Origin of the sequence: Yersinia aleksiciae, from assembly GCF_001047675.1 — a bacterium.
Lineage (GTDB): Bacteria > Pseudomonadota > Gammaproteobacteria > Enterobacterales > Enterobacteriaceae > Yersinia > Yersinia aleksiciae.
Genome location: NZ_CP011975.1, coordinates 1638758 through 1650997, shown reverse-complemented (window position 1 = coordinate 1650997; position 12240 = coordinate 1638758). Strand labels below are relative to the sequence as shown.

Here is a 12240-nt window from a genome sequence, read left to right as displayed (position 1 = left end):
TTTTTATTTTCTTAGGCGCACACTTTCGACTGCATGATTGGCACTCTTGGTCATTATCAGGCTTGCCCGCTCACGCGTCGGTAATATATTCTGCTTTAGATTCAGTCCATTAATCTCTTTCCACAACTGGGTTGCGATCTTGACGGCCTCGGTCTCAGGCAGTTTCGCATAGTTATGGAAGTAAGAATCAGGATTAGAAAATGCACCCTGACGAAATTTAAGGAACCGATTAATATACCAACTTTGAAGTAGTTCCTCAGGCGCATCAACATATATCGAGAAATCTACAAAGTCAGATACAAATACACGATGGGGATCGTGAGGGTAATCCATACCACTCTGGAGTACATTTAATCCTTCTAATATCAGGATGTCTGGCTGCTTAATAATCTTATTACCATCAGGCACGACATCGTATATTAGATGAGAATAAACTGGTGCAGTCACATGGTCAGCGCCTGATTTTACTTCAGAAACGAATTTCACCAAATTATGCATATCATAGGATTGCGGGAATCCTTTTTTCTTCATCAAACCGCGCTCATTAAGCACCTTATTTGGATAAAGAAAACCGTCTGTAGTAATCAGCTCTACACTGCGATGTTCCGGCCAGCGGCTCAGCAACGCCTGCAATAAACGGGCGGTTGTACTTTTACCGACAGCAACACTGCCTGCAATACCAATAACATAAGGAATCCGCTGACCATCGGTTCCAAGGAATTGCTCCAGAACAGCCTGGCGACGCAGGTTAGAACTGATATAAAAATTAAGCAGGCGCGAGAGTGGTAGATAAATCTGTGCCACTTCATCTAATGAAAGATCTTCGTTAATCCCTTTGAGCTTAACGATCTCTTCTTCTGTGAGTGTCAATGGTACTGAGTCACGTAGAGCTGCCCACTGAGTACGATCGAACTGTAGATAAGGCGTCGCTAAAGATTGATCTCTTTTTGTCATAAGCCAAATTCTGCCTGTTAACGCAGGTGGACAAGGCGCTGGACGCCAACTCCAGATAAGAAATAAGCTGCATATTATAGGCAGCTGGCTTTTTGGCGTAGAGATTTTTGTGCTTAGTGAGTGATTTCTTTGAAGTGTGTTGCTATTCCAATCAATTCGGAAGACTTATTGTAAGCCCTGACCTTTTTACTGGCAGCGGTTTCAACAGTTAACTTGCTACCGCCGTATGTGATTGATTAACAGTAAATAAACGCTTGAAGTAAATCGCTGTCGGGTGATAATTACCATCCGGTGTGCAGGCATAATCAGGAATCTCTCCCATGCAGAAATAGCCTTGCGCACGGTAAAAGGATTCGGCAGGAGAACCCGCTTGGGTATCGAGATAAAGCAGTCCTCGGCGCAGCTGAACGGCCACTTTCTCCATTTCTACAATCAATTTATGTCCAATACCAGCACGCCGACTACGGCTGTGTACTAATAACTTCTGTACTTCAGCCCGATTTAAGCCATTCGACTTTTGACAAAGATCTAACTGGATAGTCCCTGTGATTCCTGTTTCATCACGAGCTATCCATAATAAAAGTGATCCTTTTGCGATAGCGGGGCACAGGCCACTAAAATAGTTCTCGGCTTCTTCCTGTGAAAGGGAGCGAGTGTTATAGCCAATAGAGGCGCCATGAGAGACTGCATCCATCAATAATCTTGCCAGCTCACTGTGGTAGACAGGCAATGTAGCCGCATTAAGTAAAACTATCTTCATGATAAAACCTCTCAAAAATCCTTAATCGCGCAGATATTTATCTGTAAGCAATAAACAGGCCAAATATATGACGGTACAATTACCCTTATATGACGGTACAATTACCCTTAAATGGGGCAGACCGTTTTTAACAGATAAGCACTATACTGGGGCGAATTGCTCTATTTTGGGGAGGTAGCTCAAATTATATTCAGTCAGCGGCGATAAGATTGCCGGGATGTAAGGAACATCTGGTTTTTTTGGATAGATTTTCATTTGCGGTGTCGATTACCATCGCTAATGTGCTGGATGCAAATTAAGCTAATCGCGGTTAATAATGCTACGTCCATTTAAAAAATGGCCGTTTTGTGAGCAAAAAGGTGACTAATGCAATTTTTTTGTTGCATCATAGGCCAGCTCTACCTAGAATGCGCAGCACTTGATGCCGGCATAGCTCAGTTGGTAGAGCAACTGACTTGTAATCAGTAGGTCCCGAGTTCGACTCTTGGTGCCGGCACCATTCAAGTACTTACAATTAGGTGGGGTTCCCGAGCGGCCAAAGGGAGCAGACTGTAAATCTGCCGTCATCGACTTCGAAGGTTCGAATCCTTCCCCCACCACCATATTTAACCTTGAGCCTCAAGCTGATTTCGCATTAGGAATTCAGATGAGCACTTAAGGGGAAGGTGAAAACCTTCGATAAGGTTCGAGCCGAGCGTAGCGAGACAACGACGCAAAGCGGCGGCCCGAAGGGTGAGGAACGAAGTGACGAATAATCCTTCCCCCACCACCATATTTAACCTTGAGTCTCAGGGTGATTCAGAAGATCGAACTCCCAATACACACTCAAGGCGAGAGCAACGCTCTCGATGAAGAGTGAAGTGGCCAAGCCCTTCCTTTCAAGTTTCTGCAGATTAAGTCAGGTAGCCGAGTTCTAAGATGCGGGCATCGTATAATGGCTATTACCTCAGCCTTCCAAGCTGATGATGTGGGTTCGATTCCCACTGCCCGCTCCAAGATGCGCTGATATGGCTCAGTTGGTAGAGCGCACCCTTGGTAAGGGTGAGGTCGGCAGTTCGAATCTGCCTATCAGCACCATTTCTCATTCTCTCGTCCCCCTGATTTTTCTTTCTGTGTTATGGATTCATCAAGCATGCGCTTGGTTGATGTGGTGAAACCACCGATTCCGTGTCTTAGAGGGACAATCGATGTCTAAAGAAAAGTTTGAACGTACAAAACCGCACGTTAATGTGGGTACTATCGGCCACGTTGACCATGGTAAAACTACCCTAACTGCTGCAATTACTACCGTATTGGCTAAAACCTACGGCGGTAGTGCTCGTGCATTCGACCAGATCGACAACGCTCCGGAAGAGAAGGCCCGTGGTATCACCATCAACACTTCACATGTTGAATATGACACCCCGGCGCGCCACTATGCGCATGTTGACTGCCCAGGGCATGCTGACTACGTTAAAAACATGATTACCGGTGCTGCGCAGATGGACGGTGCTATTTTGGTTGTTGCTGCAACCGATGGCCCAATGCCACAGACGCGTGAGCATATCCTATTGGGTCGCCAGGTTGGCGTGCCTTACATTATCGTCTTCCTGAATAAATGTGACATGGTTGACGATGAAGAATTGCTGGAGTTAGTTGAAATGGAAGTGCGTGAACTTCTGTCTCAATACGATTTCCCAGGTGATGACACTCCGGTTATCCGCGGTTCTGCGCTGAAAGCGTTGGAAGGTGTGCCAGAGTGGGAAGCCAAAATTATTGAGCTGGCCGAAGCGCTGGATAGCTACATCCCACAACCAGAACGTGCGATTGATCGTCCGTTCCTGCTGCCAATTGAAGATGTGTTCTCTATCTCCGGCCGCGGTACTGTGGTGACGGGGCGTGTAGAGCGCGGCATCGTCAAAGTCGGTGAAGAGGTCGAAATTGTGGGTATCATCGATACCATCAGAACGACTTGTACCGGCGTTGAAATGTTCCGTAAGCTGCTTGACGAAGGTCGTGCTGGCGAAAACGTCGGTGTTCTATTGCGTGGTACTAAACGTGATGATGTGCAGCGTGGTCAGGTACTGGCTAAACCAGGTTCGATCAAGCCACATACCAAATTTGAATCAGAAGTTTATATTCTGAGCAAAGATGAAGGTGGCCGTCATACGCCATTCTTCAAAGGATACCGTCCTCAGTTCTACTTCCGTACAACTGACGTAACCGGTACTATAGAGCTACCAGAAGGCGTTGAGATGGTGATGCCTGGTGATAACATTCAAATGGTTGTTAACCTGATAGCCCCTATCGCAATGGATGACGGTCTGCGTTTCGCCATTCGTGAAGGCGGTCGCACTGTTGGTGCGGGCGTTGTTGCAAAAGTCATTGAATAAGATTTGACGCGACATGCGATAAAAGGGCATCATTTGATGCCCTTTTTCTACGTTGTCATACTAGAACCTATCTCATCAGTAGTTTTTTATCATAATTACCGGTGAGATGGGCTCTGGAAGTACGGCGAATAGTGCTGAATGGTGCCGATTAGAGAGTCTCTAGAGCATCCTTCGGCTTGGTTTGCTTTGCGATGCGAAGCAAAGTTGTTTGTTTTGAATCATAGTGACAGGTTGGTTTATGAGTGCGAATACCGAGGCTCCAGGGAGCGGACGCGGCCTGGAAACGGCTAAATGGCTAATCGTTGCTGTATTATTAGTTGCAGCTATTGTTGGCAATTATTATTACCGTGATTTCAGCTTGCCGCTGCGCGCGTTGGCAGTTGTAGTAATTATCGCTGTTGCCGGTGCTGTTGCGCTGATGACGGCAAAAGGTAAAGCCACTGTAGCGTTTGCTCGTGAAGCACGCACGGAAGTGCGCAAAGTGATTTGGCCTACCCGTCAGGAAACGCTGCACACAACGTTAATCGTTGCTGCGGTAACTGCTGTAATGTCACTGATTCTATGGGGGCTAGATGGTATCCTGGTCCGCTTGGTATCATTTATTACTGGCCTGAGGTTCTAAGATGTCTGAAGCACCAAAAAAGCGTTGGTACGTCGTTCAGGCGTTTTCCGGTTTTGAAGGCCGTGTAGCTCAATCGCTGCGCGAGCACATCAAGTTACATGACATGGAAGAGCTGTTTGGCGAAGTCATGGTTCCAACGGAAGAAGTCGTCGAGATTCGCGGTGGTCAACGCCGTAAAAGTGAACGCAAATTCTTCCCAGGTTATGTACTGGTTCAGATGGTGATGAACGATGCCAGCTGGCACTTAGTGCGTAGCGTGCCACGTGTTATGGGCTTCATCGGTGGTACATCCGATCGCCCAGCACCAATCAGTGATAAGGAAGTTGATGCGATTATGAATCGCCTTCAACAAGTGGGTGATAAGCCACGTCCTAAAACACTGTTTGAACCAGGCGAACTGGTACGTGTTAGCGATGGTCCGTTTGCCGACTTCAACGGTGTCGTTGAAGAAGTGGATTACGAAAAAAGCCGCTTGAAAGTGTCTGTTTCCATCTTTGGTCGTGCAACACCGGTCGAACTGGACTTCAGTCAGGTAGAAAAAGGCTGATTCATTTTTCGGCAATGGTTGAAATTTGAGTCTTGTCTTAGGCGCGAAATTACAATATAATTTCGCGCCTTTTGTTTTTAGATGTTTTGCTTTTGTCATCCGTGGCAAACCCTAAGCGAGACAAAACACGGGGAGCCTCAAGCGAGGCGATATTACCCAAATCGAGGAAATCGTAAATGGCTAAGAAAGTACAAGCCTATGTCAAGCTGCAAGTTGCGGCTGGTATGGCGAACCCAAGTCCACCAGTTGGTCCAGCTTTGGGTCAGCAAGGTGTTAACATCATGGAATTCTGTAAAGCGTTCAATGCTAAGACTGAAAGCATTGAAAAAGGCCTGCCGATCCCTGTTGTTATTACTGTTTATTCTGATCGCTCTTTCACTTTCGTTACTAAAACCCCGCCAGCAGCAGTTCTGCTGAAAAAAGCGGCAGGTATTAAGTCTGGTTCCGGCAAGCCGAACAAAGACAAAGTAGGGACCGTGACCAGTGCTCAGGTTCGTGAAATCGCAGAAACCAAAGCTGCGGATATGACTGGTGCTTCAATTGACGACATGATGCGTTCAATTGAAGGTACTGCTCGTTCCATGGGCCTGGTAGTGGAGGGTTAATAAATGGCTAAGCTGACCAAGCGCATGCGCGTGATCCGTGACAAAGTTGATGTTACTAAGCAATACGATATCAACGAAGCTGTTGCCCTGCTGAAAGAGCTGGCTACTGCTAAATTCGTAGAAAGCGTGGACGTTGCCGTTAACCTCGGTATCGACGCACGTAAATCTGACCAGAACGTTCGTGGTGCAACTGTGTTGCCACATGGTACTGGCCGTTCAGTACGCGTTGCTGTTTTCGCTCAGGGTGCAAACGCTGAAGCTGCGAAAGAAGCAGGCGCTGAATTGGTAGGTATGGAAGATCTGGCTGACCAAATCAAGAAAGGCGAAATGAACTTCGACGTTGTTATTGCTTCCCCGGATGCAATGCGCGTTGTTGGTCAATTGGGCCAAATCTTGGGTCCACGTGGCCTGATGCCTAACCCTAAAGTGGGTACTGTTACTCCTAACGTGGCTGAAGCAGTTAAGAATGCTAAAGCAGGTCAGGTTCGTTATCGCAACGACAAAAACGGTATTATCCACACAACAATCGGTAAAGTTGATTTCGACTCAGAGAAATTGAGAGAAAACTTGGAATCACTGATTGTTGCGCTGAAGCGAGCTAAACCAGCTACAGCGAAAGGCGTTTATATCAAGAAAATCAGCCTGTCCACTACCATGGGCGCCGGCGTTGCTATTGATCAAAGCGGCCTGACTGCAGTAGTGAACTAATCACTATTTGCTTTTATCGCTTTACGTGGGCGTAAGGTTTGTCTAGAATCTTACGCCCATGCTTCTGTTGATGGTGTTTTTTCTCTCAACAGAAAACAGAATTTTTCGGTTGGAGCTTGGCCTTATCCAAGCCTCCGTCCAAGACCGCAGGTGTTCTGCAAAGAACTTAATCTCCTGCGTAGACGGTGACAGAACCTAAAGAAATTTTTTCTCTTTTTTATAAAGAATTGAAAAGAATAGTCTTTGCTGGATTCTGCTCACCGTGTTTCAACGCCCGTTCGCTGCATTTTGTAGTGTGTTGGGTGACGTGAGTTCCGGGGAATTACTCCCCGGTTAATCCAGGAGCAAGAACTAATGGCACTAAATCTTCAAGGCAAACAAGCGATTGTTGCTGAAGTTAAAGAAGTAGCCAAAGGTGCGCTGTCTGCGGTTGTTGCGGATTCTCGTGGCGTTACCGTTGATAAAATGACTGAACTGCGTAAAGCAGGTCGTGAAGCTGGCGTTCACATGCAAGTTGTTCGTAACACCTTGCTGCGTCGCATTGTTGAAGGCACTCCATTCGAATGCCTGAAAGACACGTTTGTTGGTCCAACCTTGATTGCATTCTCTACTGAGCACCCGGGCGCAGCTGCTCGTCTGTTCAAAGCATTTGCTAAAGATAATGCAAAATTTGAGGTTAAAGCAGCAGCCTTTGAAGGCGAGTTAATCCCTGCGGCTCAGATCGACCGCCTGGCAACTCTGCCGACCTACGAAGAAGCAATCGCACGTCTGATGGGAACCATGAAAGAAGCCGCTGCTGGCAAATTGGTTCGTACTCTGGCTGCGCTGCGTGACCAGAAAGAAGCTGAAGCGGCTTAATCGCCCTCACTTTTTTAGTCATTGCTTTTTAACGTATTAACTATTTCTGTATTTTAGGAACACTTGTTATGTCAACTATCACTAAAGACCAAATTCTGGAAGGCGTTGCAGCTCTGTCTGTAATGGAAATCGTTGAACTGATCTCTGCTATGGAAGAGAAATTCGGCGTTTCTGCTGCTGCTGTTGCTGCAGGTCCTGCTGCTGCTGCTGAAGCTGTTGAAGAACAAACTGAATTCAACGTTGTTCTGGCTTCATTCGGCGACAACAAAGTTGCAGTAATCAAAGCTGTTCGCGGCGCAACTGGCTTGGGCTTGAAAGAAGCTAAAGACCTGGTTGAATCTGCACCTGCAGTTCTGAAAGAAGGCGTGAACAAAGACGAAGCTGAGTCTCTGAAAAAATCTCTGGAAGAAGCTGGTGCTTCTGTTGAGATCAAGTAAGTTTAGCTTTGAGTTCGCAGCCTAACTTATAGGCTGATGGCTGGTGACTTTTTAGTCATCAGCCTTTTTGCGCTGTAGGGCGTCAGTTGCATTTCACACTGTTTAGCGACTGACTAACCCCCAATATTCCTTTCTATTTGACGACTTAATATACTGCGTTCTCAGCTACGACCCACTCGGGTAGCTCGGTAGTTAAAGTAACGCGATGAAATGGTTTAAGAGTGATAGAAAAGAGTATTCCGAGAAGTGTTTCGACTTCTCGATCAAAATAATAGTGTTGCATGACCTGTCCTAGTGTTAGGGCGGACAGAGTGGGTCACTGATCAGCGAGCTGAGGAACCCTATGGTTTACTCCTATACCGAGAAAAAACGTATTCGTAAGGATTTTGGTAAACGTCCACAAGTTTTGGACATACCTTATCTCCTTTCTATCCAACTTGACTCGTTCCAGAAATTTATCGAGCAAGATCCCGAAGGGCAGCACGGCCTAGAAGCAGCATTCCGTTCTGTTTTTCCAATCCAGAGCTACAGCGGCAATTCGGAGCTGCAATACGTTAGCTACCGTCTTGGTGAGCCAGTATTTGACGTCAAAGAGTGCCAGATCCGTGGTGTGACTTATTCCGCACCGCTGCGCGTTAAGCTGCGTCTGGTAATCTATGAGCGCGAAGCTCCGGAAGGTACGGTTAAAGACATCAAAGAACAAGAAGTCTACATGGGTGAAATTCCACTCATGACCGAGAACGGTACCTTTGTCATTAACGGTACTGAGAGGGTTATCGTATCTCAGCTGCATCGTAGTCCTGGCGTATTCTTTGACAGTGATAAGGGTAAAACCCATTCATCGGGTAAAGTGCTGTATAACGCACGTATCATCCCTTACCGCGGTTCATGGTTAGATTTCGAGTTCGACCCGAAAGACAACCTGTTTGTCCGTATTGACCGTCGTCGTAAACTGCCTGCAACCATCATTCTGCGTGCATTGAATTTCACCACTACACAGATCCTGGATCTGTTCTTTGACAAAGTGGTTTTTGAGATTCGTGACAACAAGCTGCAGATGGAGTTGGTTCCAGAGCGTCTGCGCGGTGAAACGGCATCCTTTGATATTGAAGCGAATGGCAAAGTTTACGTCGAGAAAGCGCGTCGTATTACTGCTCGCCACATTCGTCAGCTTGAAAAAGACGGCATTGATCGCATCGAAGTTCCGGTTGAATACATTGCTGGCAAAGTGGTCGCAAAAGACTACATCGATGAGAACACTGGCGAACTGATCTGTGCAGCCAACATGGAGCTGTCACTGGATCTGCTTGCTAAGCTGAGCCAGTCTGGTCACAAGCAAATCGAAACATTGTTCACCAACGACCTGGATCACGGTGCTTATATTTCCGAGACCCTGCGTGTTGACCCAACCAGCGATCGTCTGAGCGCTCTGGTTGAGATTTACCGCATGATGCGTCCTGGTGAGCCACCAACACGTGAAGCAGCTGAAAATCTGTTTGAGAACCTGTTCTTCTCTGAAGACCGCTACGATTTGTCTGCGGTTGGCCGGATGAAGTTCAACCGTTCACTGCTGCGTGACGAGATCGAAGGTTCCGGTATCCTGAGCAAAGAAGACATCACAGAAGTGATGAAAAAGCTCATCGATATCCGTAACGGTAAAGGCGAAGTGGATGATATCGACCACTTAGGCAACCGTCGTATTCGTTCCGTTGGTGAAATGGCTGAAAACCAGTTCCGTGTAGGTCTGGTTCGTGTTGAGCGTGCAGTTAAAGAGCGTTTGTCTCTGGGCGACCTCGACACTCTAATGCCTCAGGACATGATCAACGCCAAGCCAATTTCGGCCGCGGTGAAAGAGTTCTTTGGTTCCAGCCAGTTGTCACAATTTATGGACCAGAACAACCCGCTGTCTGAAATCACGCATAAGCGTCGTATTTCTGCATTGGGCCCGGGTGGTTTGACCCGTGAACGTGCTGGCTTTGAAGTTCGAGACGTTCATCCGACTCACTACGGTCGTGTATGTCCAATCGAAACGCCAGAAGGTCCAAACATCGGTCTGATCAACTCCTTGTCCGTGTACGCACAGACCAATGAGTATGGTTTCCTGGAAACTCCATATCGTCGTGTACGTGACGGTGTGGTGACTGATGAAATCAACTATCTGTCTGCTATTGAAGAAGGCAACTTCGTTATCGCTCAGGCGAACTCCAACCTGGATGATGAAGGTCGCTTCTTGGAAGACTTGGTCACTTGTCGTAGCAAAGGCGAATCAAGCCTGTTCAGCCGCGACCAGGTTGACTACATGGACGTATCTACCCAGCAGATCGTATCCGTTGGTGCTTCTCTGATTCCATTCCTGGAACACGATGACGCCAACCGTGCCTTGATGGGCGCGAACATGCAACGTCAGGCGGTTCCTACTCTGCGTGCTGATAAGCCGCTGGTAGGTACTGGTATGGAACGTGCAGTAGCGGTTGACTCAGGGGTAACCTCTGTAGCCAAACGTGGCGGTACTGTTCAGTACGTAGATGCATCCCGTATCGTTATCAAAGTTAACGAAGACGAAATGTATCCGGGCGAAGCAGGCATTGATATTTATAACCTGACCAAATACACCCGTTCTAACCAGAACACCTGCATCAATCAGATGCCGTGTGTGAATCTGGGTGAGCCAATCGAGCGCGGCGACGTGCTGGCAGATGGCCCATCAACAGACTTGGGCGAACTGGCATTGGGTCAGAACATGCGCGTAGCCTTCATGCCTTGGAACGGTTACAACTTCGAAGACTCCATCTTAGTCTCCGAGCGCGTGGTGCAAGAAGATCGCTTCACGACTATCCACATTCAGGAATTGGCATGTGTGTCTCGCGACACCAAGTTAGGGCCTGAAGAGATCACCGCCGACATCCCTAACGTGGGTGAAGCTGCGCTCTCCAAACTGGATGAATCCGGTATCGTGTATATCGGTGCTGAAGTGACTGGCGGCGACATTCTGGTAGGTAAAGTGACACCTAAAGGTGAAACCCAACTGACCCCAGAAGAGAAGCTGTTACGTGCGATCTTCGGTGAGAAAGCGTCTGACGTTAAAGACTCTTCTCTGCGTGTACCAAACGGTGTTTCCGGTACGGTTATTGACGTGCAGGTCTTTACTCGCGATGGCGTAGAAAAAGACAAGCGTGCGTTGGAAATCGAAGAGATGCAACTGAAGCAGGCTAAGAAAGACCTGACTGAAGAGTTGCAGATCCTGGAAGCGGGCCTGTTTGCACGTATCCATGCAGTACTGGTTTCTGGTGGCATCGAAGCTGACAAGCTGAGCAAGTTACCACGTGATCGCTGGCTCGAACTGGGCCTGACCGACGAAGACAAGCAAAACCAGCTGGAACAGTTGGCAGAGCAGTACGACGAAATGAAATCCGAATTCGAGAAGAAGATGGATGCCAAGCGTCGTAAGATCACCCAAGGTGATGATTTAGCACCAGGCGTGCTGAAGATCGTCAAGGTGTATCTGGCCGTTAAACGTCAGATTCAACCGGGTGACAAGATGGCCGGTCGTCACGGTAACAAAGGTGTTATCTCCAAGATTAACCCGATCGAAGATATGCCTTACGATGAAAACGGTACGCCGGTAGACATCGTTCTGAACCCGCTGGGCGTACCATCGCGTATGAACATCGGTCAGATTTTGGAAACCCACTTAGGGATGGCAGCGAAAGGCATCGGCGAGAAAATCAACGCCATGCTGAAGAAGCAGGAAGAAGTTGCCAAACTGCGTGAGTTCATCCAGAAAGCCTACGATCTGGGCGACAACGTTTGTCAGAAAGTTGATCTGAGCACCTTTACCGATGATGAAGTACTGCGTCTGGCTGAGAACCTGAAAAAAGGTATGCCAATCGCAACTCCAGTCTTCGATGGCGCGACAGAGAAAGAGATCAAGGAACTGTTACAGCTGGGTGGCCTGCCAACTTCTGGTCAGATTACTCTGTTTGACGGCCGTACCGGTGAGCAGTTCGAGCGCCAGGTTACTGTCGGCTACATGTACATGCTGAAACTGAACCACTTGGTTGATGACAAAATGCATGCGCGTTCTACCGGTTCTTACAGCTTGGTTACTCAGCAGCCGCTGGGTGGTAAAGCTCAGTTCGGTGGTCAGCGCTTCGGTGAGATGGAAGTGTGGGCGTTGGAAGCTTATGGCGCCGCGTACACATTGCAGGAAATGCTTACCGTCAAGTCCGACGATGTAAACGGCCGTACCAAGATGTACAAAAACATCGTGGATGGCGATCACCGTATGGAACCAGGCATGCCGGAGTCCTTCAACGTATTGTTGAAAGAAATCCGCTCGCTGGGCATCAATATCGAGCTGGAAGAAGAGTAAATCTT

Annotated in this window: 10 protein-coding genes, 4 tRNA genes and 1 other RNA gene; 13 read left to right on the top strand and 2 right to left on the bottom strand. The window is 47.8% G+C overall.

Going from position 1 to position 12240, the window contains the following annotated elements:
- Positions 1–3: 3 nt before the first annotated feature.
- Together coaA and ACZ76_RS07540 are read right to left on the bottom strand one after the other, a co-directional pair.
- On the bottom strand, positions 4–954 hold the full coding sequence (coaA, locus tag ACZ76_RS07545) for a type I pantothenate kinase (protein ID WP_048618193.1): 951 nt from the start codon (positions 952–954) through the stop codon (positions 4–6).
- Positions 955–1162: 208 nt separating this feature from the next.
- Positions 1163–1714 carry a GNAT family N-acetyltransferase gene (locus ACZ76_RS07540; protein WP_048618191.1) on the bottom strand — a complete coding sequence of 184 codons (552 nt, stop codon included), beginning with the start codon at positions 1712–1714 and terminating at the stop codon, positions 1163–1165.
- A gap of 423 nt (positions 1715–2137) precedes the next feature.
- Between ACZ76_RS07540 and ACZ76_RS07535 the strand changes: the two genes are divergently transcribed.
- The 13 genes from ACZ76_RS07535 (at position 2138) to rpoB (ending at position 12235) form a co-directional block, all read left to right on the top strand.
- Positions 2138–2213 (top strand) — tRNA-Thr (locus ACZ76_RS07535).
- Between the two features lie 18 nt (positions 2214–2231).
- Positions 2232–2316: transfer RNA gene (locus ACZ76_RS07530), tRNA-Tyr, on the top strand.
- Positions 2317–2359: 43 nt separating this feature from the next.
- A non-coding RNA gene (locus tag ACZ76_RS18265) (RtT sRNA) lies at positions 2360–2486 on the top strand.
- A gap of 148 nt (positions 2487–2634) precedes the next feature.
- Positions 2635–2709, top strand: a tRNA-Gly gene (locus ACZ76_RS07525).
- A gap of 6 nt (positions 2710–2715) precedes the next feature.
- Positions 2716–2791 (top strand) — tRNA-Thr (locus ACZ76_RS07520).
- Between the two features lie 110 nt (positions 2792–2901).
- Positions 2902–4086: an elongation factor Tu gene (gene tuf, locus ACZ76_RS07515; RefSeq protein ID WP_032898571.1), complete on the top strand. Its 1185-nt coding sequence runs from the start codon at positions 2902–2904 to the stop codon at positions 4084–4086.
- Positions 4087–4324: 238 nt separating this feature from the next.
- A complete protein-coding gene (gene secE, locus ACZ76_RS07510) occupies positions 4325–4708 on the top strand; it encodes a preprotein translocase subunit SecE (RefSeq protein ID WP_004704671.1) in 384 nt (127 codons plus the stop codon).
- A gap of 1 nt (position 4709) precedes the next feature.
- Complete coding sequence (nusG, locus tag ACZ76_RS07505) at positions 4710–5255, top strand: transcription termination/antitermination protein NusG (protein ID WP_002210671.1); 546 nt, start codon at positions 4710–4712, stop codon at positions 5253–5255.
- Positions 5256–5431: 176 nt separating this feature from the next.
- A complete protein-coding gene (rplK, locus tag ACZ76_RS07500) occupies positions 5432–5860 on the top strand; it encodes a 50S ribosomal protein L11 (protein ID WP_004393384.1) in 429 nt (142 codons plus the stop codon).
- 3 nt (positions 5861–5863) lie between these two features.
- Positions 5864–6568: a 50S ribosomal protein L1 gene (gene rplA / locus ACZ76_RS07495; protein ID WP_004876758.1), complete on the top strand. Its 705-nt coding sequence runs from the start codon at positions 5864–5866 to the stop codon at positions 6566–6568.
- A gap of 354 nt (positions 6569–6922) precedes the next feature.
- Positions 6923–7426, top strand: a complete 504-nt coding sequence (gene rplJ / locus ACZ76_RS07490) for a 50S ribosomal protein L10 (RefSeq protein ID WP_004876760.1) — start codon at positions 6923–6925, stop codon at positions 7424–7426.
- Between the two features lie 68 nt (positions 7427–7494).
- A complete protein-coding gene (gene rplL / locus ACZ76_RS07485) occupies positions 7495–7863 on the top strand; it encodes a 50S ribosomal protein L7/L12 (protein WP_004876762.1) in 369 nt (122 codons plus the stop codon).
- A gap of 343 nt (positions 7864–8206) precedes the next feature.
- A complete protein-coding gene (gene rpoB, locus ACZ76_RS07480; protein ID WP_048618187.1) occupies positions 8207–12235 on the top strand; it encodes a DNA-directed RNA polymerase subunit beta in 4029 nt (1342 codons plus the stop codon).
- The last annotated feature ends 5 nt before the right edge of the window (positions 12236–12240 follow it).